This window comes from Plantactinospora mayteni (assembly GCF_016862935.1).
Taxonomy (GTDB): domain Bacteria; phylum Actinomycetota; class Actinomycetes; order Mycobacteriales; family Micromonosporaceae; genus Plantactinospora; species Plantactinospora mayteni.
In genome coordinates this window covers 22,646-46,832 of record NZ_BONX01000029.1, presented here as the reverse complement: position 1 = coordinate 46,832, position 24,187 = coordinate 22,646, and the positions used below count along the sequence as shown (strand labels likewise).

Sequence of the window (24,187 nt, the reverse complement as noted above, 5' to 3'; positions counted from 1 at the left end):
GGTTTGTTGCGGTAGCGCCGGTTCTTGCGGCAGCGCGGCGAACTTTGGTTCGGTTTTTGCAAGTGCCTGTCGTACTATCGCGGCCGTGACCAGAAGACTCACCGAGGTGGCCCGAAAGGCCGGGGTCAGCGAGGCCACGGTGAGCCGGGTGCTCAACGGCCGGGGCGGCGTCTCCGAGAGCACCCGGGTCGCCGTGCTCACCGCCCTGGACGTGCTCGGTTACGAGCGCCCGAGCAAGCTGCGCGGCGAACGGGCCCGGTTGGTCGGGCTCGTCCTGCCGGAGTTGCAGAACCCGATCTTCCCGGCCCTGGCCGAGGTGGTCACCGGATCGCTCGCCCAGCGCGGGCTCACCCCGGCGCTCTGCGCCCGGACCATCGGCGGCATCTCCGAGATGGACTACGTGGAGATGCTGCTGGACCACCAGGTCTCCGGGGTGATCTTCGCCGGTGGCTCGTACGCGCTGGCCGACGCCCCGCACGACCACTACCGGCGGCTCACCGACCGGGGCCTGCCGGTGGTACTGGTCAACGCCGGTGTCGACGAGCTGGGCTTCCCGTGCGTGTCGACCGACGACGCGGTGGCGGTCGAGCAGGCGTACGGGCACCTGCGGTCGCTCGGCCACGAGCGGATCGGGCTGGTACTCGGACCGGCCGACCACGTACCGTCCCGCCGGAAGCTGGCCGCGATGGCGAACGTCGCCGGTTGGGCCGACGACGAGGAGTGCGTCGAGCGGTCCAGCTTCTCCATGGAGGGGGCCCGGGTCGCGGCGAGCAAGCTGATCGAGCGTGGCGTGACCGGGATCATCTGTGCCAGCGACGTGATGGCGCTCGGCACCATCCGGGCCGCCCGCCGGCTGGGCCGGTCGGTACCGGCCGAGATCTCGGTGGTCGGCTTCGACGACTCGGCGTTGATGACCTGCACCGACCCGCCGCTGACCACCGTCCGGCAGCCGATCGAGATGATGGGCCAGGCCGCGGTGGACCTGCTGGTGAACCAGATCGAGGGTGTCGGGGTACTCACCGACGAGCTGCTCTTCGAGCCCGAACTGGTGGTACGCGGCTCGACCGCGCCGGCACCCGCGCACTGAGCGACCGGGCCCGCGCACCCGGGCACTGAGCGACCGGGGCCCGTACACCCGGGCACTGAGCGACCGGGGCCCGCACACCCGGGCCACCCGGCAGCCGACACCCGGCTCGTCCGCCGCCACGCCACCACATCCGCGGAGCCACCCGTCCCCGGCCGCCTTGCCCTGGACCGCCTCGCCCCTGGCTGCCCCGCTCCCGCTCGACGGAGCTCTGTCCGCAGCCGGGGCCGGCCCGACCTAAGTCGCCATCTTTCAGAGTTCTGTCGGATTATTGCGGTGCCGGAATCGAGTTTGTATCGTCATCGGCACGAAACGAGGCACATCAGAGGTCCCATCACACTACGACCGCCCGGACCCAGCGTGCAGGTGCCGGTGGACAGCTCACCGGACCGATCCAGAGAGCAGGTACTCGTGTCCACATCAGACAGCCGCCGGTGGTGGCGAGACGCGGTGATCTACCAGGTCTACCCGCGCAGCTTCGCCGACCACAACGGCGACGGCATCGGCGACATCGCCGGCATCCGGAAGCGGCTGGGCTACCTGTCCGGGCTGGGCGTCGACGCCATCTGGTTCGGCCCCTGGTATCCGTCGCCGATGGCCGACGCCGGCTACGACGTCTCCGACTTCCGGGCCGTCGAGCCGGTCTTCGGGACGCTCGCCGAGGTGGAGGAGCTGATCGCCGAGGCGCACGGTCAGGGCCTGCGGATCATCGCCGACCTGGTGCCGAACCACTGCTCGGACCGGCATCCGTGGTTCCAGGCCGCGCTGGCCGGCGGCCCCGGCGCCCCCGAGCGGGAGCTGTTCTGGTTCCGTCCCGGTCGCGGCCCGGACGGCGACCAGCCGCCGACCGACTGGATCGGCGAGTTCGGCGGCCGGACCTGGACCCGGACCACCAACCCGGACGGCACCCCGGGCGACTGGTACCTGCACCTGTTCGCCGCCGAGCAGCCCGACTTCAACTGGGACCACCCGAAGGTACGCGCCGAGTTCGAGGAGATCCTGCGGTTCTGGTTCGACCGGGGGGTGGACGGCATCCGGATCGACTCGGCGGCGCTGCTGCTCAAGGACACCACCCTGCCCGAGGTGGTCGACGGCGGCCCGCATCCGTTCCACGACCTGGACGGGGTGCACGACATCTACCGGAGCTGGCGGCGGATCGCCGACGGCTATCCCGAGCCGCGTGCCCTGATCGGCGAGGTGTGGCTGCCGGACCGGCAGCGGTTCACCAACTACCTGCGCCCGGACGAGCTGCACACCGCGTTCAACTTCGACTTCCTCACCTGCGCCTGGGACGCGGCGAAGCTGCGGGAGAGCATCGACGGCACCCTCGCCGAGCACGCCCCGATCGGTGCACCGGCCACCTGGGTACTCTCCAACCACGACGTGACCCGGGTGGTCACCCGGTACGGCCGGACCGACACCACGTTCAGCTTCGCCAGCAAGCGCGAGGGGACGTACACCGACCTGGAGCTGGGTACGGTGCGGGCCCGGGCCGCCGCGCTGCTCTCGCTCTCCCTGCCCGGCGCCGCGTACGTCTACCAGGGCGAGGAGCTGGGGCTCTGGGAGGTCGAGGACATCCCACCGGCGCTGCGCCAGGACCCGATGTATCCGCGCTCCGGATTCGTCGACCCGGGTCGGGACGGCTGCCGGGTGCCGCTGCCCTGGTCGGGCGACACCGCACCGTTCGGGTTCAGCCCGGACGACGCGTCGACTCCGCCCTGGCTGCCGCAGCCGGCCGCCTGGAAGGACCAGACCGTGCAGGCCCAGACCAGCGACCCGCACTCGATGCTGGAGCTGTACCGCGAGGCGATCCGGATCCGGCGCAGCCTGCCCGCGCTCGGCGACGGCACGCTGCGCTGGCTGCCGGCGCCGGACGGGGTACTCGCCTTCGCCCGCGATCCCGGGTTCGCCTGCGTGGTGAACCTCTCCACGGGACCCGTGGAGCTGCCGCCGCATCAGAGCCGCCTACTGGCCAGTCGGCCGGTGGACGGTGACCTGCTGCCCTCCGACACCGCCGTCTGGCTGCGTACCGTCGATCCGAGCTGACGGTGCGCGGGCCGGTCGTGGCCACCGTTGTAGCGGTGGTGCTGGCTCCGGTGAGTACGCCGACCTCACCGGTGTCGCGGTGGTGCACGCCGGCGGTGGGGACGCCGACCCCGCCGCCGGCGGGCTCACCGCGCGGGTGGCCCGCCGGCCCTCTTCCCGGCCCCGGGAGTTGCCCGCCGTGACTACGGTTGGCAAGAGCTGACCAGGGGGAGGATGGCCGGATGGGTAAGACGTACGACCGGATCGACGGCAGGCTCCGGAGCTTCATCGAGGAGCAGAAGGTCTTCTTCGTGGCGACCGCGCCGCTCGCCGCCGACGGGCATGTCAACCTCTCGCCGAAGGGGCTCGCCGGGTCGCTCGCGGTACTCGACGAGCAGACCGTGGCATACCTCGACTTCGGCGGCAGCGGGGCGGAGACCGTCGCGCACCTGCGGGAGAACGGGCGGATAACGCTCATGTGGTGCGCCTTCGACGGCCCGCCGAACATCGTCCGGGTGCACGGCCGGGGCGAGGCGGTGTTCCGGGACGATGCCCGGTGGGCGGAGCTGATCCGGCACTTCCCGGAGCAGGCCGGGTCACCGGGGCTGCGGGCGATCGTGCTGGTCACCGCGCGGCGGATCAGCGACAGTTGCGGCTACTCCGTCCCGTTCATGGACTACCGCGAGGAACGGACGCTGCACACCGACTACTTCGGCCGGAAGACCGACGAGGAGTTCGCCGCGTACTGCGAGCGGAAGGACCACGTCGGGAGCAGCCTCGACGGCCTGCCCGCGCTGCCGCTCCCGCTCCCGCCGCTGCCCGCCTAGATCGCCCGACTCCGCCCGGACGTCACCCGTACGACCCGTGCCGGCCCTCGCCGGAGGTGAACCGGGCCACCCCTTCGGTGGCGTCGGTGGCGAGCGAGTTCATCCCGTACGCCAGCTCGGTACGCATCGCCTCCTCCTCCGGCAGGCCGGCGGCGGCCAGCATGGCGAGTCGGTCGTTGCGCAGGCAGGTCTGCGGGAAACCGGCGATCTCGGCGGCCAGCGCCTCGGCGGCGGCCCGTGCCTCGCCCGGCTCGACGAGCCGGTTGACCAGCCCCATCTCGTACGCCTCCGCTGCCGGCACCGGGCGGCCGGTCAGGATCAGGTCCATCGCCCGGCTCTGCCCGATCAGCCGGGCCAGCCGCACCGTCCCGCCGTCGATCAGCGGTACGCCCCAGCGGCGGCTGAACACCCCGAACACCGCGTCGGACTCGGCGATCCGCAGGTCGCACCAGAGCGCCAGCTCCAGCCCGCCCGCGACGGCGTACCCGGAGACGGCGGCGATCACCGGCTTGCCGAGGCGCATCCGGGTCGGCCCCATCGGACCGTCGCCGTCCGGCTCGACCCGGTTGCCGCTGGAGGTGGTGATCGCCTTCAGGTCGGCGCCGGAGCAGAACGTGCCGCCCTCGCCCCAGAGCACCGCCACCGAGGCCAGGTTGTCGGCGTCGAAGCTCCGGAACGCGGCGGCCAACTCCCGCGCGGTCGAGCCGTCCACCGCGTTCCTGCTCTCCGGCCGGGACAGCACGACCGTCCGCACCGGACCGTTCTCTTCGACTCGTACGCCCACCGGACAAGGATGCCCGCCCCGGTACCCGGTCCGCATCCCCCAGTGTCGTCGGCGGCTCCGGTCAGCCCGAGCGCTCCGGTCGGCCGGAGTGCTTCGGTCGGCCGGTGATCGCGCCCAGCGAGGCGGCCACCACACAGCCGATGCCGAGCAGTTGCGGCCAGCCCAGCGTCTCGTGCAGCAGGGTGAGCCCGACCAGCGCCGCCACAGCCGGCTCCAGGCTGAGCAGTACCGCGAAGACCCGGGCCGGCATCCGGCGCAGCGCCGCCATCTCGGCCGAGTACGGCAGCACCGAGGAGAGCAGCGCGACCCCGAGCCCCAGCGTCATGGTCCACGGGTCGAAGAGCGCCGACCCGCTGCCGGCGACCCCGAACGGCAGTACGCAGACCGCCCCGACCGCCATCCCGAGGGCCAGCCCCCGAGCGGCGCCGACCCGGGTGCTGACCGCCTTGCCGAGTACCACGTATCCGGCCCAGCCCAGCGCGACGAGCCCGCAGCAGAGCAGCGCCGTACCGTCGAGCGGACCGGTACCCCCGGAGCTGGAGCCGGTCAGCGCACCGAGGTCGAGCAGGCCGGCGAGCAGTGCCACCCCCAGCCCGGCCAGCACGACCCAGCCGAGGTCCCGGACCCGGCGGCTGGCCGCGACCGAGACCAGCAGCGGACCGGTGAACGCGATGGTGACCGCGATGCCGAGCGGCACCCGTTGCAGGGCGGTGTAGAAGGCGAGGTTCATCCCGGCCATCGCCACCCCGAACACCACGACCAGCCCGACGGTGCGTCTCCCGAGCCGCAGCGTCGGCCGGGCCAGCGCGAGCAGCACCAGGGCGCCGAAGCCGAGCCGCAGTGCCGTCGTACCGCCGGGGCTGGTGGTGCTGAACAGTTGGGTGGCGATGGCCGCGCCGACCTGCGTGGAGACCATGCCGAGCAACATCAGCAGCGGTGGCGGCACCGCGTCCGGCCCGACGAGTGCGGCGAGTCGACCCGGTGGCGCCGGCTCCGCACCCGACGGGCCCACGGCAGAGGTGTACGTCCCGGACATGCCGATCATCCTCCGGCCCCGGCCACTCCGGACGCGAGCGGGTTACCGCGCGGCGGGCGGAGTCATGTGGCGCGCCGCCCGCGGGTTACCGCGCCGTGGGCCGGTTAGCGCGCGGTGAGGGTGTCGAAGCCGTCGGCGGCCAGTTCGGCCAGCTCGTCGAGGGCCTGCCGGGCCCGGGCCGCCGTGGCCGGATCCCGCTCGGGCAGGCCGCTGGCGACGAACTCGTCCTCGTCGAGCCGGAGTACCCGGCTCAGGTCGGCGGACGCCCACAGGTCGAGGTCGAGGTCCGACACCACCACCACGCCGTCCCGCACGGTCGCCGGCCGGGTCACGTCGCAGTACCAGCCCTTGAGCGTGCCGGCGGCGTCGTACACCTCCTTGACCGAGTACCACCGGTCCCGCCAGTAGTGCTCGGTCCAGACGTCACCCGGCTCGAACCGGACGAAGCCCATGTCCCGGACCATGTCGTTGGCCCAGGGCGCCCGGACCACCAGGTGGGTGCCGTCGTCGGAGTGCACCGATGCGGGATAGCGCAGGTCCGGGCGGGGTGCCTTGACCAGGTGGATCGTCACCGGCTGGCCCACCGCGAGGACCTCGCCACCGCCACTGTTACTGCCACTGAGATGGTCCCGGACCGTCATGCCGTACCGCCCGCCCCCGCCGCTGGTGCCGTCGCGGCCGACGGTACCGGACGACTGCGCGGTGGGTCCGGGGCCGGGTCAGGAGGGCGGCGAGAAGGGCCACTCCTCGAACGCCGCGCACGGGCCGTCCCCGGCGAAAGTCATGATCCAGAGGTCGCGGAACTCCTCGCCGGTGCCGTACCGAACCTCGATCCGGGCCACGCCGACGTTGCCGTCCACCGCGACGATCCCGCTGGTCATCTCGAACTCCTCGTCCGGGCCCTCCCGCTCGGCCTCCCACATCAGGGAGATGTCCGGCAGGCCGACCACCGGCTCCCGGTACGGCCCCGGCAGGTAGCTCGCGTCGGGCGTGAAGAGCGCGGAGAGTGGTTCGGTGCCCGGCGTACGCCAGGCCCGCTCGTAGCCGGCGATCCAGTCCTGCACCCCAGTCCGGTCCATGGTGCTCCACTGTGCCATCCGTCGGGGTTCGGGCGGCGCCTCTTGGCGCCCCGTACCCCCGGAAAGGCCCACCCCCGCGCGGCGGGTCAGGCCGCCCGGCGGCCGGTGGCCCGCTCGGTCGGCCGCAGCGGCGGGCTGGCCGTCCCCGAACCGGTGGCGATCCCGGCCAGCAGGTCGCGCAGCGCCTCCCGGGCGTCCCGCCGGGGCCGCCAGCCCAACTCCCGCTCCGCCCGGGAGCAGTCCAGAAGCGGTACCGCCGCGCCCATCTCCAGCCAGCCCTCGTCGACCGGTACCAGCCGGGTCCGCCAGGCGGCCCGGGTCAGCAGCCGGAGCAGGCCCAGCGGCAGCGGCGCCGCCCAACCGCCCAGCTCCGCCGCGACCAGCGGCCCGTCGACCGCCGGCTCGGCGGCGATGTTGAACGCCCCGGTCCGGTCGCTGCGCAGCGCCCGCAGGTACGCCTCGGCGGCGTCGTCGGCGTGCACCACCTGGACCCGGAGCCGCCGGTGCCTCGGCACCATCGGCAGCCGGCCCGCGCGGAGCAGCAGCGAGACCGGGGCGAACCGGCCGAGGAAGTACCGGGTGATCTCGGCCCCCGCGTCGTGCTGGAGCACCAGCGCCGTCCGCAGGCGGGTGACCCGGAGTACCGGATAGTCCCGTTCGGCATCGACGAGCATCGCCTCCACGGCCGCCTTGTCGACGCTGTAACCGGAGCGCCCGACGCCGGAGACCGGCCAGTCCTCGTCGACCCGCCGGTCCTTCGGCCCGGGTGCGTACGTGCCGATCGACGAGGCGTACACCAGCTTCGGTACCCCGGCCGCCAGCATCGCGTTGACCACGTGCCGGCTGCCGTTGAGATTGGTCCGGCGCAGCCGCGCCCGCTGATGACTGGGCTGGATCTGCCAGGCCAGGTGCACCACCGCGTCCAGCCCGGCCAGCCGTTCGGCGAGCGGGTGCAGGCAGCCCGGGTCACCGAGGTCGGCGGCGTGCCACCGCACCCCGTCGTACGGCGGTCCGGCGCCCGGCGGCGGGCAGCGTCGGGCGATGCCGAGCACCTCGACGTCCGACTCGCGGGCCAGCCGGCGCAGCAACGCCGTACCGACGTTGCCGGTGGCTCCGGTGATCGCGATCCGCATGTGGGCGGGTCTACCCGGCGGGCGTCCGGGTAACCCGTTCGGGGGGTTGTCGGGCCGGTCGTCAGGACATCGGGTTTGTCCTGCTCAGAAGTGGGAAGTCGCGGCCGGTGCGAGCCTTGACCAGACTTGAGCAGGCGACCAGCCTGGACCGGACGGCGGAACGCGTCCAGCGGATCGTCGCGGCGGCGATCCGCCCACAGCGGCTGCGCGACATCCTGCACGGGGTGGCGATCGGGCATCCCCTGCACCCGGCGCTGGTGCAGGTGCCGATCGGTGCCTGGTTCAGTACGGCGGTCCTCGACCTGATGCCCCAGCAGCGGCGGGCCGCCACCACGCTGGTGGCGATCGGTACGGCCGCCGCGCTGCCCACCGCGATCACCGGCTGGAACGACTGGGGGTCGCTCTCCCGCGAGCAGCAGCGGGTCGGCCTGGTGCACGCGCTCGCCAACGGCATGGCCATCGGACTGTACGCCGGCTCGCTGGCCGCCCGACTGACCGGCCGGCACGGCCTCGGCCGTACCCTCGGCTACCTCGGCCTGGCCGCCGTCAGCAGCGGCGGCTTCCTCGGCGGGCACCTCGCCTACAAGCAGGCGGCGAGCGTCAACCAGGGGGTGCCGGACCTGCGCCGGATCGAGGACGGCTGGCACGCGGTGGCGGACATGTCCGCGCTGCCGCAGAACAAGCTGCTGACCCGCCGGATCGACGACATCGCGGTCGTGGTCTACCGGGACGGCGACGACGTGACGGTGATGCTGGAGCGGTGCGCCCACCAGAGCGGCCCGCTCGGCGCCGGCCAGGTCGTCCGGGAGAACGGCCGTACCTGCGTGAAGTGCCCCTGGCACGGCAGCACGTTCGAGCTGGACGGCGGCGAGGTGGTGCACGGCCCGGCCAGCAGCGACCAGCAGGTCCTGCCCACCCGGGTCGTCGGCGGCGTCCTACAGACCCGCCTCCCCTGACGGCGGATCGGCGGGTTTCCCGGTACTTCCTGTTCAGCCGGTCGAGCGGTGCCGGCCGTTCGGCAGCGATGGCCGACGGCCCGAGCGGTTTCTGAGCCCGAAGACCGCGCCGATCTGCGCGCCGACGATGCTGGCCACCGCGATCACCGCCGAGACCGCGAGCGGCCGGTTCAACTCCTCCACCTCACCGGCCCGGGAGGCGCTGATCGTGTACGTGCTGCCGTCGTCACCACCACCACCGGACTGCTGGGCGGGCGGCGGGTCGGCCGGTGGTTGCGGACTGGCCGGTCGTTGCGGTGCGTCCGGCTGCCCGGCCTTCGGCGCCGCCGGTTGCGGTGCGTCCGGCTGGGGCTTCGGCGGCGGATCCACGGGTACGCTCTCCGGCCATCCGCCGGGCGGCGGCGGCGGGGTCGCGACCAGCCCGGTGGCGTGCTGGCGGGCGCCCCGGTCCTCGGCGGCCGGCGGCAGGTGCAGCAGTTGGCCAGGCCGGATCCGGTCCGGATCGCGGATCTCGTTGAGCCGGGCCAACTCGGGGTAGCGGTCGAAGTCGCCGAGGTAGCGGCCGGCGATGTGCCCCAGGTAGTCACCCCTCTCCACCCGGTAGACCGGCTCCGGCTGCTCCTGCGGCTTCCCGGCCAGCCACTGCGGCGCGGGTCCGGACGCCGGCTCCGCCGCCAGCCAGTGCGGCGCCGGCCCCGACGCCGGCCCGTCCCCGCTGACCGGCTGCCCCACGCTCACCACCTGTGCCCCGTTCACGGGCTGCCCTGCGGCCACCGGCTGCCCTGCCATGCCCGGCTGCCCTGCCATCCGAGGCTGGGGCACTGCCGCCGCTGCCGTCGTCGTCGGCCCGAGGACGGTGCTGGCGGCGGTGGCAGCCGGGCTGACCGCCAGAACCAGCGCCACCGAGCCGACCAGGGTGGCGGCCCAGCGTTGCTGGCGGCCGAGTCCGGGCAGCCGGATCGCCGGCCGGCGCAGGATCCTGGCCGGGATCTCGACGACGACCGAGAGGGCGAAGGTGGCCCAGCCGGCCCAGCCGACGACCGCCAGCGCTCGGAGGAAGAGCTGACCGTCGTCCCGGCTGGTCAGCGTGGTGCCGATCTCGCCGAGTCCGGGTACGTGGTCCGGCAGCGGGTTGCCGGCCAGCGCCAGCAGCGCCAGGGGCGCGCCGACCAGCAGTCCGATCAGGACGATCAACGCCCCGAGCCCGGTGCAGAACTGGCCGGCCCGGCGGGCCGCCCGGGATGCAGGCATGGCTATGCCCCCTATTCAGCGGTTCGTCGTGGTGAGGAGTGTCGCGGTGGCCGTACCGGGCACCGTGATGTTGTCGGCGAAACCGAACAGGTCGAGGAAGACCGTGTCGTAGTCGAGTTCGAGGTCGACCGTCAGGGTGGAGTTGTCCCCGGCGACCGCGAAGTCCACGTCCCAACGCTCGACGCCGTCCACGCTCGCGAGGTAGTTGCCGACCGCGGTCCGGGCCGCGGCCTGGTCCAGCAGGGTGGTGCCGTCGAGGAGTAGCTGCCCCAGGTCGATCGCCTGGCCGCCGGCCCGGGCCGCCTCGGCCGCCAGGTTGTCGGCGCGCTGCATCGTGCGGAGCTGGCCGGCACCGTCGTACGCCAGCCCGATGATCGCGAGTACGCCGATCAGCGCGACCGCAAGGAACAGGCTGACCCGCCCCGCGTCCGGCCCGACCGCCGGCACCACCGGGAAAGTAGATCTTGACGAGTTGTTGCTGCTGGAGCGAGAACAAGTCGTCAAGATCTCGCCATGTGACGCCGCTCGTCGAGGAGACAGACGTCGACCGGAAGCGGTGGCCATCGAGGTGGCCGGCGAACCCGGCGCTGCGCTCATCACGCACCACCAGTACTCGGGTTCGCCGTGGTGGGCGCTTCGGAAAATCCGAACCCGAGAGCCCGGCCACGGTAGCGGTCCAGTGGAGATGCGAACGTCGCCTCGACGGTGCTGTACGTCCGTACCCCCGGCAGCAGCGGCATCCGCAGGTCCCGTACGGAGACGTCGCAGGTGACCGTGACCACCACCGAGGCATCGGTGCCGAGTCCGGTGACGTACACCTCGTCGAAGCCGGCCCGCTGGCCGTTGACCGTACCGGCGAAGTCCAACTCGGGCTCGTCCGAGCAGGCGAGCCCCTCCGCGTCGAGCCGGCTCAGCACCGCCGCCCGTGCCGCGTCCCGCCCGTCGCCCGCCGTACGCGAGATCGAGGCGGCCCGGGCGGCGTCGTGCGCGGCGACCTCGATCGCCTCGTGCGCGACGGCGGTCCGGCCGGCGACCCCGGCCAGCGCGACCAGGGCCAGGAAGGCCGGGGTGAGGATCGCGGTCTCCACCGAGACCGAGCCCCGGTCCCGGCCGCGCGCCCCCCGCAGCACACCCGCGCCTGTCACGGCGCCTCCTCGTCGGTGAACCGCTCCACCGTGCCGGAGGCGGTCTCGCTGATCGGCGGCAACGAGATCAGCGGCACCACCCGGAGCGGCTCCCCGGTGACGGTGGCGCTCACCTGCGTGTCGTCCGGCTCCGGAACGGTGACCGTGACCTCCCAGCGGACCAGCCAGTCACCGGCCCGCTCCAGGAAGTCCTCGGCGCGCTGCTGTCCCACCCCCGGCTCGGCCTGGTAGGCGCGCTGCGCGCTCACCGCGGACTGGGCGGCGTTCAGCGCGGTGGACCGGGCGATGAACCAGGCGGCGGCCTGGATCGAGGCGAGCAGCAGGATCAGGATGGCCGGCATCAGCACGGCCAGTTCGACCGGGTTGGCACCCCGGTCCCGCTCCGCACCGACCAGCCGGTCCGGGCCGACGATCCGGCGCCACCGGCTCCCGGCCGTCGTCGCCGGGACCCGGTGCCGGATGCGGACGCGCGGCGGTCGTGGCACGGACTACTCCTGCGGCAGTCCGCCGGTGTCCGCGCCACCGCCCGGCTCCGGAATCGCGTCCATCCAGTCCGTGACGCTTCGCGACACGGCGACGGTGACCGCCAGGGCCGCGGCCACCAGGCCAAAGATGATCACCGCGGTCGGGACCGGGCTGTCACCCCGGTCCCCCTCACCGGTACGGCGCAGCTCGGCGATCCGCACGACGAGCGCAATGTGCAGGTAGTTGATGATCGACATTGCGGTCTCCCTTCAGTGCAACGGTGGTTCGGGGTCAGATCCGGGCCACGAACGGATAGAGGACGAAGCCGACGAGTACGAAGACCAGCAGCGCGCCCGGTACGTCCAGCCGACTGGTCACCGCCTCGGCCCGGGCCAGGTTGTCGGTCCGGATCTGGTCGCGCAGCGAGTCGGCCCGACCCCGCAGCGAGTCGTGTACCTGTGCGCCCTCGGTACCGGAGGACTGCATGATCGCCCCGACGTCACCGAGTTCCGGGATGCCGATCTTCTCGGCCAGTTCGCGCAGCTCGTCCCAGGGCGAGTGCATCTGGAGCTGGGCCAGCCGCAGCGCCTCCCGGATCCGCTCGAAGACCCAGCCGTCGCAGACCTCGGCCGCCCGCTCCAGCGCCTGCACCGGCCCGTGCGCGGCCGACAGTTGCAGGGCGACCAGATCCAGGTAGGCGCAGACGGCCTGCCGGAACTCGCGCCGGGCCCGCTCCGCCTTCACCAGTACGCTCCGGTGCGCCAGCAGGACGCAGAGCAGCGCGAAGCCGAGGGCGCCGACGGTCGGCACCACGAACGGCAGCCGGATCCCGGCGACGAAGAGGATCGCGGTCGACACCGCCGGCGTGGCCAGCCCGACCAACCCGGAGAGCAGCAGCGACAGCGTGTACTGCTCCGGCGACTGCCCGATCAGCGCGAGCTGCCGGTGCGGCGGACGCAGCCAGCGAGCCGCCCCGGCCAGCCATTCGAGGTCGCGGCGGGAAGCCCGGGTCGGCCGGCTCAACCCGGCCGGCTGGTGCAGCCGACGCAACGCCGGACCGAGCGCCGGAGTCGCCGGCAACGCCTCCCGAACCAGCAGGAACAGTCCGAACCCGACCGCAGCCCCACCGAGCACCCCGAACGTCAGGTACCAGTTCAGGATCATCTGAGCGCCTCCTCGCGGTCCGGCGGGGCGAGGAACCGGGCCGGTCGGGGCGGCAGGCTCATCGCCCGTACCCAGGCGAGCAGGGCGACGAAGGCGGAACCGAGCAGCACCATCACCAACTGCCCGTCCGGCGTCCCGTACGGCTCCATGTAGTCCGGGTTCACCAACCCGTACGCCAGGACCAGCAGGGTCATCCCGGTCAGGAAGCGCACCGCGAACCGGGGCTGCGCCCGCTTCGCCTCCACCTCCCGCCGGGTCACCACCTCGGCCGCCGCCGCCGAGGCGATCGCCCCGAGTACGTCGCCCAACCGCTCGCCCCGGTCGGTCAGGTGCAGGATCAGCGCCGCCACCACCTGGTCGCAGACCGGGTCACCGATCTCCTCGGCGAACGCCAGCAGCGCGGCCCGAGCCTGCCAGCCGGCCGCCAGCCGGGCGGCGAGCAGGCGTACCTCCTCGTCGACCTGCTCGGGTGCGGTCGCGACCGTACCGATGATCGCCTGCTGGAGGCCCTGGCCGGTGCCGGAGACGTCCTTCAGCCGGCGGGTCCACTCGCCGATCGCCTCGATCCGGTTGATCGCCCGCCGTTCGGCCCGACCGGTGCCGAGCAGCCACGGCACGCCCGGCACCGCGACGGCGACCAGCAGCCCGACCACCGGCAGCCCGGTGAGCAGGAACGCCACCGCCCCGGCCAGGATCGCCCCGACCAGCAGCGTCTGGTGCGCCCGCCGCTCCCGGGCACTCGTCCCGGAGCCGAGCCAGAGCCGACGCAGCCCCGATTCCCGCATCGGCCGGGCCGGCCGCTTCGTCCCGACCAGCGCCACGACCACCAGTACCAGCCCACCGGCACACGCGATCCCGGAGAGTACGGCGATCAGCTCGATGTTCGACGGCAGCGTCACCACACCACCCCCGGACCCGGCGGGCAGCCCGCGACCGGCACCACCGAGGTCGGGCCTGCCGTGCCCGGCGGAGGGATCAAGCCTGACCGCCCGGAGCCGGGCACGGCAGGCCCGACCCAGCCCCGCGCAGCCGGACCTGAGCCCACAAGCTGGCCGTCCCCCATGTCGGCCGCCGCAAGTTGGCCGTCCCCCATGCCGGCCACCACAAGCCCGCCGCCCCTCATGCCGGCCGCCCGAGCCGACTGTGCCGAGGCCGCCGCCACGCGCCCGTAGCCGCCTCGATGTAGCGGGTCAGCAGCCGCGCGTCGTACCCGACCCGGAGCAACTGGTCGCGGACCCGTTCCGGCAGGTGGCGGGGGACCGCCCGGCCGTCCGGCCCAGGGCCGAAGACGGTGGTCGTGGTGATCCGGTTGCCCTCGCCGACCCCGATGACCTCCTCGACGTGCGAGACGAACCGGTGCTTGCGGCCACCGATCGCGGTCTCGTCCTCGATGGTCACGTAGACGATCAGGTCGAGTGCGTTCCCGGCCATCCGCCGGGCCTGCTCGACGGTCATCTCCCGGCCGTGCGACAGCGCCAACTCGATGATCCGTTCGCTGACCCCGGCCGGGGTACGGGCGTGGATCGTGCACATCGAACCCCGGCTGGTGGTCATCGCCTGGAGCATCGGCACGATCTCCCGGGACCGGACCTCCCCGACGATGATCCGGAGTACGCCCATCCGCAGCGCCACCGGAATCAGGTCGGCGATCGTCACCTCACCGGCCGGTCGGCCGTCCGGCCCCCGGTCGCCGTGCCCCTCCCGGGACTCGAAGCTCATCACCGCCCGGTGCTTGCGCCCCCGCCGGGCCGGCAGCAGTTCCCGGCTCTCCTCCAGCAGCACGTACGGCTCGTCGGCCGGGATCTCGTCCATCAGCGCCCGGATCACCGTGGTCTTGCCCGCCCCGGCCAGCCCGGCGACCATGATGTTCAGCCCGGCCCGCATCGCCGCGCGCAGGAAGTCCCGGATCAGCCCGTCGAGCATCTCGTCCAGGTCGGCCCGGCCACCGGAGATCTCGTCGAGGGTCACCTCGATGGTGTTGTGCTTCCGGATCACCGCGTACGGGCGGTGGCTGACCAGGAAGACCGCCGCCAGCCGGCTGCCGTCCGGCAGTTGCAGGTCGAGCGTGGGCTTCGAGGTGGAGAGCGACCGTTCGGTGGCACCCGCCCGGCGCGCCGCCGCCTGGAGAATCTCCACCATCTCCTCGTCGCTGTCGGCGATCGGCTCGGCCCAGTCGACGCCACCGCCGCGCCGGGTGATCCGCACCGAGTCGCAACCGAGGATGTGCACCTCTTCGATCGAGTTGTCGACCAGCAGGGTCTGCAACCGGCCCAGCCCGACCAGCTCCGCGTTGACCTGGTCGAGCAGCATCCGCTCCTCGGCCGCCGACATCGGGGTACCGGCCCGTCGGGTCGAGTCGGCGTACTCGGCGACCACCGTCACGGCGAGCCGGGCCCGCTCGACGTCCTCCTCCGCGGTGCTGAACTCCCGACCGCGCTGCCACAGGGTCAGCCGCTCGCTCAGCTCCCGCCGGAGTTCCCGGACCACCGCGAAGTCGACCCGGGGCCGGGGCGGGGCGGGCGGCGTCACCGGCTGCGGCACCACCGGGTACGGCGCGGCTGCCGTGCCGTCGTACGGCGGCGTCGCACCGCCGCTGGGCAGTGGCACCGGCCGGTGCCCGTTGTGCGGGACGACCTGCCAGATCGGGGCGCTCGAGGCGGCGTCCGGGTCGTCCCGGGGACGTGGGTCGGAGTAGACCGGCTCAAATCGCACCGGAGACCCCCTCGATCGCGGCCGGCCAGCCGAGCCGGGCCCGGCGCCGGTCCAGGACCGCCCGGACCGGCACCTCCAGGCCGCTGGCGGCGCGCATCAGCGGCCGGTTGGCGCGTACGGTGCCGCCGTGGCTGAGCACCTCGGCGGTACGCGGGTCGTCCGGCAACTGCGCGATGACCGGGATCCGGAGCGCCTTGCCCACCTCGGTGCGGCCGTGCTCCCCGCCGATCAGCAGCAGTCGCAGCGTGTCGGCCGGTACCCGGTGTTCGGCGAAGTCCCGCTCGATCGCCCGGATGGTGGCCTGGGTGCTGGACAGGTGCGGCAGCCGGGCGGTGGTGACGACCAGCACGAGATCGGCGGCCCGGAGCAGTGGCCACGGCGGCCCGACCACCTGGAGCCGACCGCAGTCGACCAGCACGTCGTACGCCGGACGGCCCTTGGCCAGCCCGGAGAAGAAGTCGGCGAACCGCTGCCAGAGCGGTACGACGCTGCCGGCCTGCGCCGGGTCGACCACGCCGGGCAGCAGCAGCCGTTCCCGCTTGGGCGCGTCGAGGTCGACGAGCTGCGACCAGAACGCCTCTTCGAGGTTGCCGTCCCGCAACTCGCCCACGGCCAGCTCGCCGATGCCCCGGGGTCCGGGCAGCGCCCCGCCGAGATAGCCGGCCAGCACCGATCCGCCGGACGGGTCGCACTCGGCCAGTACCACCCGGTGGTGCCAGGTGAGTGTGCAGGCGAGTGCGGTCGTGGTGACCCCGGGCGATCCCTTGGCCGAGACGAGGGCGACGATGGCCACGGTCAGGCTGCCGCGTTCAGCACGACCGCGATCCGGTCGCTGGTGGCCAGCGCCACCACCGCCGGCACGTCCTTGGCCGCGAGCGCGAGATAGAGGACCACGGAGTTGCTGGCCGGTGCGGCCATGTCGATCACGGTGGCCTGGAACCGGGTGGCCGGTGCGGCGGCGGCCCGCGCGTCGTCGCCGGCGGTGCTGAACAGCAGCACCTTGTCGCCGGGGCGGAGCCGCTTCGCCGGTACCTCGCTGGGGCGCAGCCCGACCGAGATCTGCTGCTGGCCGGGGCCGAGCAGCGGCTTGTCGGTGAGCTGCGCCATGGTCAGCAGGGTGCCCGGGGTGAGGGTCACGGTGGCCCGCTTGCCGAGTACCTCCTCGATCCGGTCGGCGGCCACCGGTTCGAGGCCCTGACCGCCGGCCACCTGGACCGCCACCAGGTCGTCGGCGGTGAGCGCGGTGCCGACCGGTACGGCCCGGGCGACCGCGAGATAGCTGCCGGTGGCGCGTACGGAGGTGACCGCGAACGCGGACCCGAGCCCGCCGAGCGCGATCAGCAGTACGGCGAGGCCGAGCAGCCCGGGTCGCATCCGGCGCTGCCGGACGATCCGGGGCGGGGTGATCGGCGCGTCGATCGGCGCCCCGGTGGTCGGAGTGGTCGCCACGGTCACCTCGTCACCACCTGGAGTTCGTCGATCCGGATCGAGGTCGTGGCCTCGCGGCTGGTGGAGAGCGCGTCCTCGTCACCCTCGCCGGTGCTGCTGCCCCACGGCACCGTCCAGTGCTTGACCGCGGTGATCTCGTACCGCCCACCCGGCTTCGTGCTGCTCGCTCGCGGATAACCCGCGTACGCGCACGCCTCGGCGGGTGGCCGGCGCGGGTCGTGGGTGCCGGCCTTGAACGGGATGCCGGCCCGGGTGCACTCCAGCGTCTCGCCGTTGCCCATCCGCCAGACGATCTTCGTCGGGATCGCCTCGATCCAGACCGTCACGCCGCCCTCGGTGTCCGTCTTCCGGATGGTCGCCCAACTCGACGCGTCGTGCAGCCAGACCGGCACGCCGACGAGTCCGGGCGCGTCACTCGGCGCGGTACGGATCTCGGGCGGGTCCAGCACCAGGTTGGCGTACAGGTCCAGGGCCATCTGCTGGGGGTCCGGCGGTGCGAAGCCGGCCGGTGGGTCGGTCAGGAAGACGAGTTCGGAACTGCCCGCGTCGCTGCACGTCCGCAGGTATGCCGTCTTCCCCTCCTCGACGTCCGGTGGCTGTGGTTCGGCCCGCTTGTAGTAGCAGTCGTCGGCGCTGTTGAACCAGCCGAGCACGTTGTCGTAGCAGGGCACCCGGGTGCCGTCGTCCTTCTCGCAGACCCGGTCGCCACCGCCGGAGCCGCCGCCGTCACCGGAGCCCGAACCGTCGCCCTCGTCGTCACCCGGCTCGCCGGGCAGGTTCTCCCAGACGTCGCAGTTGCCCTGCCCGGGTGGGCACTCCGCCCCCGGGGCGGCGGCGGCGGGACCGCCGGTCACCACCAGCCCGGCGGCCAGCGCCAACACAGCCAGCGCACCGGTCGCCAGCGCCTGCCGACTCAACCCGGCCAGGGCATCCCGCGCGAACCCTCGCCGGGTCAGCACGGCTGGTCCTCGTGCGAGGCGCCGACGTTGATCAGCCAGCGGCCGTCGGGATAGCGGGTGGCGGTCGCGGTGGCGAGGTGCCGGCCGTTGGTCGAGCCTGGGACCACCTTCCGGTCCTTCTTGTAGACCAGCCGGTAGCCGGTGGCGTCGATGCAGTCCTGGATCGAGACGGTGGCCGGGTCGGAGTCGAGGTCGACCGCGGTGACCGTCGGATTGGAGACGAGCTTTCCGGTACGCATCGCGCCGTGCTCCTTCGCATCGCGAATGGTGAGCCTGACCCGGGTCAGTAGTGGATCGGCGAGATATTTCCGCAGTTGCGGATCAAGCGGATCGCCGGCCTGCTCCGCTTTCCGGACGGCGGCCAGATAGCCGGCATAGGCGGCGAGTGCGGACTTCTCCGCCTCGGCGGCCCGGGCGTCGGCGCTGGCGGCCGGTTCGGCGTCGGTGTCGCGTGCCGCGGCGCTGCCCGGCCGGTTGCCGCAGCCGGTGCCGCCGACGAGCAGCGCCACCGCGAGCAGGGCGCTCCAGAGGTACGCCGGTTGCCAGAGGTACGCCGGTTGCCGCGTTCGCAACGGTGCCTCCTCCTGCTCCGCCGCTGACCGCCCACCTGAGCGGAGTTGACCGGGTTGGCTCCCGCCGATCCGATCCGGCGGCCGGGACGTGGGCACGGCCGCTCCGCCCCGAAGGCCCTCGACCGGGCCCGGCGCCGCTGCATCCACATTCGGGTAAGTCGATCTAGATTCTGGGTATGGTATTGCCAATCGATCTTCTTGTTGCCTGTTGGCCGACGGTTGTGCGTCGTCCAGATGGCGAGCATAGGCTGACCGCCGACGATACAACAGGGGCTATTTGAGAGAATACGTACGGTTACGATCTCTGTTGTCGACCGACGTCTTGATCCTAAGATGTCGATCGATGGAGCGCATTTGATCAATAGCTGGCGAGCGGGAAAGATCCGCTGCCCCTTCCGTTCTGATTGTGCCGGCCCGGTGGAGCGAAATGCCATGGATGACGATGATCTGACAGCTTCCGTACCGGGGCCTCCGGGGGGCCGCGCCGGGCTCGCCGGGCCGCCGCCACGGCGTGATCCGGCCGCCGTCCGTGTGGCGGGTACGGGCGCGCCGAAGCAGGGAAGATCCGCGAATCGCGATCATGAAGTTACTCTGCGTACCCAATGTCGGCCCGGATCGCGCTGGCCGACGCGGAGCCTCGCGCTGCTGGCCGTCGCCCCGGTACTGCGCTGGCTCGTCGCCGCCGAGTCGGTGCCGTACGGCCAGCCGCGCCGGTCCGCCTGCGACCACTGTGCCACGCCGGTCGGCCCGGCCGGGCCGCTGCGCCCGCTCACCCCGTCGGCCACCTGCGCCGGCTGTGGAGCCAGGGTCGGCGCTCCACCGCTGGCCGTCGAGTTCGCCCTGCTCCTCGCGGTCGCGGCAGTGCTCGTGGCGGCCCGGCCGCCGATCGAGTCGATCGCGTTCGGCTGGTGGGCGGTGTGCGCCGTGCCGCTGCTCTTCGTCGACGTGGCCGTACACCGGCTGCCGGACCGGCTCACGTACGCCGCCGCGGCCGGCACCCTGGGCCTGCTCGGCGTGGCGGCCCTGGTCGACGGCGACTTCTCGGCCTGGTGGCGGGCCGTACTGGCCGGGCTCGGGGCGGCGCTGTTCCTCGCCGGCACCACCCTGCTGCTCGGCCGTCGGGGCTTCGGGCTGGGCGACGCCAAGCTGGCGCTGAGCGCGGTCGCGGTACTCGGCTGGCTCGGCTGGCCGGCGGTGGTAGTCGGCGCGCTGCTCACCTTCGGTGCCTCGGCGCTGTGCGGGCTGGCCCTGCTGGCCACCCGCCGGATCGGCCGGGGCGGCCACCTCCCGTTCGGCCCGTTCCTGGTCCTCGGCACCCTGGCCACCCTGGCGCTGAGCTGAGCGTGGGGTCTCACGGCCGACCCGGTGAAGGCACGCCAGCGTCAGGCTCTGGTCGGGGCTAGCTGATCGGCCGGTCGCACCGGCCGGACGCGACCGAACGAAGAGGTTCGCCAAGCACGTAAGCTGGGATTGCGGCCCCGGCCGGTCCGGGTCGCCCAACCTGGGACCCGTGCCAGGTGCGGCGCCTGTCCGGTACAAATGGACGGTGCTTATGCGTTTCGACCTTCTTGGTCCGCTGGTGGTCTGGCGCGAGGGCCGACCGGTTTCGCTGGGCTCTGTGAAGCAGCGCCTGCTGCTGGCGGCCCTGCTGATGCGGCCGAATGAAGTCGTCGGCACGGATGAGCTGGCCGCGGTGTTGTGGGCCGACGGGTCACCCCCGTCAGCGGCGGCCAACCTGCGCACCTACGTGCGGGGACTGCGGCGATCACTGGGGGGCGGCGAGTCGTGGGAGGGGATCTCCGCCGCGGCCGGTGGCTACCGGCTCCGGGTGGAGCCCGACGAGCGGGATCTGGACCGGTTCGACGCGGCTGCGGCCCGCGGCAGGGACGCTCTCGCCGCCGGAGACGCGGTCCGGGCCGAGAGCGAACTCGCCACCGCCGTCGCCATGTGGCGTGGAGCGGCGCTGTCCGATCTGCCGCCGCATCCACTGGTGGCCCGGCGGGTCCGGCAGTTGGAGGAACGGCGGATGGTCGCCGAGGAGAACTTGGCCGAGGCGATGTTGGCGCTCGGCTCGTCGGCCGAGGTGGTCCAGCGGCTACGGGCCCTGCTCGATCGGAGTCCACTGCGGCAACGGGCGTGGGGTCAGCTGATGCTCGGTCTGTACCGGATCGGCGATGTGGCCGCCGCGCTCGACGCGTTCCGGCAGGCGCGGCAGGTACTGGCCGAGCAGACCGGTCTGGACCCGGCGCCACAGCTGATCCAGTTACACAACGACATCCTGCACCACCGCCCGAACCTCGCTGCGGAGCCGGCTACCGGATCGGGCGGGCCGGTGCCCGACGTCGCACTGCCGGATCCGCTCGGTGGACGTCCCGAGCAACTGCCTCTCGCGGTGTCCGGATTCGTGGGCCGCAGCGCCGAGCTCGCCAGCCTTGACACGCTCCTCGACAGAGAGGCGCAGGGGCCGACGACGGTGGCCATCTCCGCGTTGTCCGGTATGGCCGGGGTCGGTAAGACCACCCTGACCCTGCACTGGGCACACCGGGTGGCCGGGCACTTCCCCGACGGCCAGCTCTACGCGAACCTTCGCGGGTACGACGATGCCGACGTGGTGTCCCCGGCCGATGCCCTGCTCGGCTTCCTCGAGGCGCTCGGCGTGCCCCACGATCGGATCCCGGCCAGCGTGGAGGCACGGACCGGGCTCTACCGCGGCCTGCTGGCCTCCCGCCGGATGCTCGTGGTGCTCGACAACGCACGCGACTCCGCCCAGGTACGTCCCCTGCTGCCCGGTGCCGGCAGGTGTGTGGTCGTGGTCACCAGCCGCGATCAGCTCAGCGGCCTGGTCGCCGCGGAGTGCGCCGTACCCCTGACGCTGGACGTACTCACCCCTGAGGAGTCGATGAGCCTGCTGGCCAGCAGGCTCGGCTCCAACCGACTCGTCGCCGAGCCAGCCGCTGCTGCCGGCATCATCGCCGCAACCGGCCGACTTCCACTCGCCCTGTCGATGGTGGCCGCCCGCATCGCCATGCACCCCTCGTTCCCACTCGACGCCTTCGCCGCCGAGCTGCACGCGGCCGAGGCGAGACTCGACGCCCTGGCGAACGGGGACGCCCGGCGCGTCTTCTCGTGGTCTTACCTGGCTCTGAGCCGGGACTCGGCACGACTGTTCAGACTGCTGGGGTTGCATCCCGGCCCCGATCTGACGGCCGACACCGCCGCGGCACTCGCCGGAGTGTCCGTACCGGCCGTCGTACCAGCGCTGCGTGAGCTGACCCGGCTCCACCTGTTGACCGAACACATGCCGGGCCGGTATGCCTTCCACGATCTCCTGCGACGCTACGCGGCCGAGCTCACGGAATCGTCGGAGCACACCGACGAACAGGTGGCCACCAGACACCGGTTGTACGACCATTACCTGCACAACGCCTATCCCGCCGCCCTGTTGCTCCAGCCGCAGTGGGCGCCCATCGACCCGGTGCCACCGCTGCCGACGTACGCGGGCCGACCCGCGACCGATCACGACACCGCACTCGCCTGGTTCGCGGCGGAGCAACATGTGCTGCAACGCCTGGTCGTCCAGGCCGCCGAGACAGGATTCGAGGCGTACGCCTGGCAGATCGCCTGGACGCTGAACACGTTCCTCGCACCGCGCGGTCTCTGGCAGGAGCAACTCGCCACCCAGCAGGTCGCGCTCGTGGCCGCCGAGAAGATCGACGACGTCGCCGGGCAGGCCGCGACCAACCGGCTGCTGGCCCGCGCGTTCACCCGGCTCGGTCAGCACGACACTGCCGAGTATCGGCTGAGGCGCGCACTCGAACTACACGAACGCCTCGGCGATCCGACCGGCCAGGCGCAGACCCTGCACAACTACTGCGAACTCTGCTACCTGCGCGGCCGGCTGGACGAGGCGCTCGCGCACGGCCGCGAGGCGCTGCGGCTCTACCGGTTGGCCGGCAACGGAGCCGGGGAGGCACGGACGCTGAACGCGATCGGCTGGTTGCACGCCAGCACGGGCGACTTTGCCCAGGCCATCGCGAGCTGCACGGAGGCACTCGCCCAGCAACAACGCAGCGGCGACCGTAACGGTCAGGCGGCGACGCTGGACAGCCTCGGCTTCGCGTACGACCGCCTCGGCGAACACGGTCGGGCACTGAGCTGCTACGAACAGGCGATTCAGCTCTTCCGCGACTCTGCGGACCGGTACCACGAGGCCGAAACCCTCATCCGGCTCGGCGAGACGCGGGAAGCGTTGGCCGACCTGCCCGGGGCGGCGGCCGCATGGCGGCGAGCGACGCAGATCTACGACGATCTGAGCGATCCGGCAGCCGAGGAGATCCGCCGCCGTCTTGAACGCATGGGTTGATCCTCCGGTCAGCCGTCGACGGCGGGCGGCGACCGCGGCGAAGCGCTGCTGGTCAGGGTCTCGGGTACATCACACCCGGATGACCCGGGCGGGTGGTCGACCTGTACGCCAGTTGTGCCTGGGTTGTACGCACCCCACCGTACGGTTTCACCGTCCGCACTGCCCCATCGGAGAGCACCCCGTGCCCGGGGCGCGCGACGACGCGCAGAGCTCGGACGACGAGGCGCCCAGCGACTCGAATCTGACCAAGAACGACCAGCCCCACCTGGAGGATCTGTACTCATGCGTAAATCCATCGTGGCCGCCGCGACGGCGCTGACCGCTGTCGCGACCGGTTTCGCCGTGGCCGGAGTCGTCGTGCCCGCCGGGCCGGCGAACGCGGCGCTCAGCGACGTTCCCGCGGACTGCGGTGTTTCCACGGCGGCATACCGTTCCGATGGGCAGCGTCTCAGCTACGTCTACTCCGACAGGACGACCAGCACCAAGGCCTACGCCAACGACAATCTTGGCTGGGTGCCGTCGGCGCATCAGCAGATCGGCGGCTCCGGTGACGACACCAGCTTCCGCAGCACCGAGTACGCCGCCCACCCGACCGACGGCTGGCTCTACAAGGTGAGCCGTCAGGGCGAGTTGGTCGACGGCACCTGGAGGGTCACGGCGAAGAGTGCCAGCCGCCTCAAGAACGGGTTCGCCGGTACCCGCATCCTCGCATCGGCGTCGCCGTACCTCTACCGCGTGGAGGGCACTTCGCTCTACCGCTACACGGAGACCTACGTGGACGACGTGTTCACCCTCTCGGCGCCGACGAAGCTGAAGGGCGTCGGCTGGGACACGGTCAACACCCTGACCTACGAGCGCAGCGGCGGAACGGGCAGCGCCGCCGTGGACGTGCTGATCGGTACCACGACCAACGGGGAGCTCAGGGAGTGGCGAATCAACCGGGCCACCCCGACGACGATCGCCTCGAAGGTGTTGCGGGCGAGCGGCTGGGCGTCCTTCACCAGCCTCAGCACGGGTTACTGTGCCGCGCACCCCGACGGTCGGCCGCTGCTCGGGATCAAAGCCACCGGCGTGGCCTCCGTGCACTTCGACGCCCTTAAGACGGACGGAGTCGGCACGGACATCAAGGGCGGCTCCCTCGGCGCGCTCGGCTGGACCGCAAAGGCCTACGGTCAGTAGCGGG

At 72.6% G+C, this 24,187-nt stretch carries 24 protein-coding genes; 7 read left to right on the top strand and 17 right to left on the bottom strand.

The genetic code is table 11. The features are described from left to right. Positions 1 to 85: 85 nt before the first annotated feature. From Pma05_RS21640 to Pma05_RS21630, 3 genes are all read left to right on the top strand, one after another. A complete protein-coding gene (locus tag Pma05_RS21640) occupies positions 86 to 1,087 on the top strand; it encodes a LacI family DNA-binding transcriptional regulator (protein ID WP_203859275.1) in 1,002 nt (333 codons plus the stop codon). Between the two features lie 408 nt (positions 1,088 to 1,495). Continuing rightward, positions 1,496 to 3,130 (top strand): glycoside hydrolase family 13 protein, encoded by a 1,635-nt coding sequence (locus tag Pma05_RS21635; RefSeq protein WP_203859274.1) that lies wholly within the window; start codon positions 1,496 to 1,498, stop codon positions 3,128 to 3,130. A 221-nt stretch (positions 3,131 to 3,351) separates the two neighbouring features. Continuing rightward, a complete protein-coding gene (locus tag Pma05_RS21630; RefSeq protein WP_203859273.1) occupies positions 3,352 to 3,936 on the top strand; it encodes a pyridoxamine 5'-phosphate oxidase family protein in 585 nt (194 codons plus the stop codon). A gap of 22 nt (positions 3,937 to 3,958) precedes the next feature. Here the strand turns inward: Pma05_RS21630 and Pma05_RS21625 are convergent, their stop codons facing one another. From Pma05_RS21625 to Pma05_RS21605, 5 genes are all read right to left on the bottom strand, one after another. Continuing rightward, the gene (locus tag Pma05_RS21625) at positions 3,959 to 4,720 is read right to left on the bottom strand and encodes a crotonase/enoyl-CoA hydratase family protein (protein ID WP_203859272.1); all 762 of its coding nucleotides are present in this window, start codon (positions 4,718 to 4,720) and stop codon (positions 3,959 to 3,961) included. 61 nt (positions 4,721 to 4,781) lie between these two features. Further along, on the bottom strand, positions 4,782 to 5,756 hold the full coding sequence (locus tag Pma05_RS21620) for an EamA family transporter (RefSeq protein WP_203859271.1): 975 nt from the start codon (positions 5,754 to 5,756) through the stop codon (positions 4,782 to 4,784). 104 nt (positions 5,757 to 5,860) lie between these two features. Further along, positions 5,861 to 6,340 (bottom strand): ribonuclease FAU-1 family protein, encoded by a 480-nt coding sequence (locus Pma05_RS21615; RefSeq protein ID WP_239312815.1) that lies wholly within the window; start codon positions 6,338 to 6,340, stop codon positions 5,861 to 5,863. A 135-nt stretch (positions 6,341 to 6,475) separates the two neighbouring features. After that, the gene (locus tag Pma05_RS21610; protein ID WP_203859269.1) at positions 6,476 to 6,835 is read right to left on the bottom strand and encodes a nuclear transport factor 2 family protein; all 360 of its coding nucleotides are present in this window, start codon (positions 6,833 to 6,835) and stop codon (positions 6,476 to 6,478) included. Positions 6,836 to 6,921: 86 nt separating this feature from the next. After that, the gene (locus Pma05_RS21605; protein ID WP_203859268.1) at positions 6,922 to 7,968 is read right to left on the bottom strand and encodes an NAD-dependent epimerase/dehydratase family protein; all 1,047 of its coding nucleotides are present in this window, start codon (positions 7,966 to 7,968) and stop codon (positions 6,922 to 6,924) included. Positions 7,969 to 8,075: 107 nt separating this feature from the next. Here Pma05_RS21605 and Pma05_RS21600 point away from each other — a divergent pair, with 107 nt between their 5' ends. Next, entirely contained in the window at positions 8,076 to 8,924 is an 849-nt protein-coding gene (locus Pma05_RS21600) for a Rieske (2Fe-2S) protein (RefSeq protein ID WP_203859267.1), read from the top strand. 33 nt (positions 8,925 to 8,957) lie between these two features. Here the strand turns inward: Pma05_RS21600 and Pma05_RS21595 are convergent, their stop codons facing one another. From Pma05_RS21595 to Pma05_RS21540, 12 genes are all read right to left on the bottom strand, one after another. Continuing rightward, positions 8,958 to 10,175, bottom strand: coding sequence for a LysM peptidoglycan-binding domain-containing protein (locus Pma05_RS21595; RefSeq protein WP_203859266.1), 1,218 nt, complete (start codon positions 10,173 to 10,175; stop codon positions 8,958 to 8,960). 15 nt (positions 10,176 to 10,190) lie between these two features. Continuing rightward, a complete protein-coding gene (locus Pma05_RS21590) occupies positions 10,191 to 10,679 on the bottom strand; it encodes a pilus assembly protein TadG-related protein (RefSeq protein WP_239312813.1) in 489 nt (162 codons plus the stop codon). Positions 10,680 to 10,771: 92 nt separating this feature from the next. Next, a complete protein-coding gene (locus Pma05_RS21585) occupies positions 10,772 to 11,302 on the bottom strand; it encodes a TadE/TadG family type IV pilus assembly protein (RefSeq protein ID WP_203859315.1) in 531 nt (176 codons plus the stop codon). A 14-nt stretch (positions 11,303 to 11,316) separates the two neighbouring features. Continuing rightward, entirely contained in the window at positions 11,317 to 11,733 is a 417-nt protein-coding gene (locus tag Pma05_RS21580; protein ID WP_239312825.1) for a TadE/TadG family type IV pilus assembly protein, read from the bottom strand. Between the two features lie 75 nt (positions 11,734 to 11,808). After that, the gene (locus tag Pma05_RS21575; RefSeq protein WP_203859264.1) at positions 11,809 to 12,042 is read right to left on the bottom strand and encodes a hypothetical protein; all 234 of its coding nucleotides are present in this window, start codon (positions 12,040 to 12,042) and stop codon (positions 11,809 to 11,811) included. 34 nt (positions 12,043 to 12,076) lie between these two features. Next, a complete protein-coding gene (locus Pma05_RS21570; RefSeq protein ID WP_203859314.1) occupies positions 12,077 to 12,946 on the bottom strand; it encodes a type II secretion system F family protein in 870 nt (289 codons plus the stop codon). Then, positions 12,946 to 13,842: a type II secretion system F family protein gene (locus tag Pma05_RS21565; RefSeq protein WP_203859313.1), complete on the bottom strand. Its 897-nt coding sequence runs from the start codon at positions 13,840 to 13,842 to the stop codon at positions 12,946 to 12,948. The genes Pma05_RS21570 and Pma05_RS21565 overlap by 1 nt, the downstream gene beginning before the upstream one ends. A 226-nt stretch (positions 13,843 to 14,068) precedes the next feature. Continuing rightward, positions 14,069 to 15,661 carry a TadA family conjugal transfer-associated ATPase gene (locus Pma05_RS21560; protein ID WP_203859263.1) on the bottom strand — a complete coding sequence of 531 codons (1,593 nt, stop codon included), beginning with the start codon at positions 15,659 to 15,661 and terminating at the stop codon, positions 14,069 to 14,071. Further along, a complete protein-coding gene (locus Pma05_RS21555) occupies positions 15,651 to 16,454 on the bottom strand; it encodes a CpaE/TadZ family protein (protein ID WP_203859262.1) in 804 nt (267 codons plus the stop codon). Before Pma05_RS21555 ends, Pma05_RS21560 begins: the two co-directional genes overlap by 11 nt. A 2-nt stretch (positions 16,455 to 16,456) precedes the next feature. Beyond that, positions 16,457 to 17,116 carry an SAF domain-containing protein gene (locus Pma05_RS21550; RefSeq protein WP_203859261.1) on the bottom strand — a complete coding sequence of 220 codons (660 nt, stop codon included), beginning with the start codon at positions 17,114 to 17,116 and terminating at the stop codon, positions 16,457 to 16,459. Next, a complete protein-coding gene (locus Pma05_RS21545) occupies positions 17,113 to 18,069 on the bottom strand; it encodes a hypothetical protein (RefSeq protein ID WP_239312811.1) in 957 nt (318 codons plus the stop codon). The genes Pma05_RS21550 and Pma05_RS21545 overlap by 4 nt, the downstream gene beginning before the upstream one ends. Continuing rightward, positions 18,063 to 18,641, bottom strand: coding sequence for a hypothetical protein (locus Pma05_RS21540; protein ID WP_203859260.1), 579 nt, complete (start codon positions 18,639 to 18,641; stop codon positions 18,063 to 18,065). The genes Pma05_RS21545 and Pma05_RS21540 overlap by 7 nt, the downstream gene beginning before the upstream one ends. A gap of 432 nt (positions 18,642 to 19,073) precedes the next feature. Between Pma05_RS21540 and Pma05_RS21535 the strand changes: the two genes are divergently transcribed. The 3 genes from Pma05_RS21535 to Pma05_RS21525 all read left to right on the top strand — a co-directional run bounded on the left by Pma05_RS21535 (position 19,074) and on the right by Pma05_RS21525 (position 24,183). After that, a complete protein-coding gene (locus tag Pma05_RS21535) occupies positions 19,074 to 19,982 on the top strand; it encodes a prepilin peptidase (protein ID WP_203859259.1) in 909 nt (302 codons plus the stop codon). A 277-nt stretch (positions 19,983 to 20,259) separates the two neighbouring features. Continuing rightward, complete coding sequence (locus tag Pma05_RS21530; RefSeq protein WP_239312808.1) at positions 20,260 to 23,004, top strand: AfsR/SARP family transcriptional regulator; 2,745 nt, start codon at positions 20,260 to 20,262, stop codon at positions 23,002 to 23,004. 297 nt (positions 23,005 to 23,301) lie between these two features. After that, positions 23,302 to 24,183: a hypothetical protein gene (locus Pma05_RS21525; RefSeq protein WP_203859257.1), complete on the top strand. Its 882-nt coding sequence runs from the start codon at positions 23,302 to 23,304 to the stop codon at positions 24,181 to 24,183. Positions 24,184 to 24,187: the final 4 nt, after the last annotated feature.

Coding starts and splice junctions, on each gene's coding strand:
- Pma05_RS21630 (WP_203859273.1), top strand. CDS start 3,352: ATGGGTAAGACGTACGACCGGATCGACGGCAGGCTCCGGAGCTTCATC.
- Pma05_RS21620 (WP_203859271.1), bottom strand. CDS start 5,756: ATGTCCGGGACGTACACCTCTGCCGTGGGCCCGTCGGGTGCGGAGCCG.
- Pma05_RS21610 (WP_203859269.1), bottom strand. CDS start 6,835: ATGGACCGGACTGGGGTGCAGGACTGGATCGCCGGCTACGAGCGGGCC.
- Pma05_RS21605 (WP_203859268.1), bottom strand. CDS start 7,968: ATGCGGATCGCGATCACCGGAGCCACCGGCAACGTCGGTACGGCGTTG.
- Pma05_RS21595 (WP_203859266.1), bottom strand. CDS start 10,175: ATGCCTGCATCCCGGGCGGCCCGCCGGGCCGGCCAGTTCTGCACCGGG.
- Pma05_RS21575 (WP_203859264.1), bottom strand. CDS start 12,042: ATGTCGATCATCAACTACCTGCACATTGCGCTCGTCGTGCGGATCGCC.
- Pma05_RS21535 (WP_203859259.1), top strand. CDS start 19,074: ATGGATGACGATGATCTGACAGCTTCCGTACCGGGGCCTCCGGGGGGC.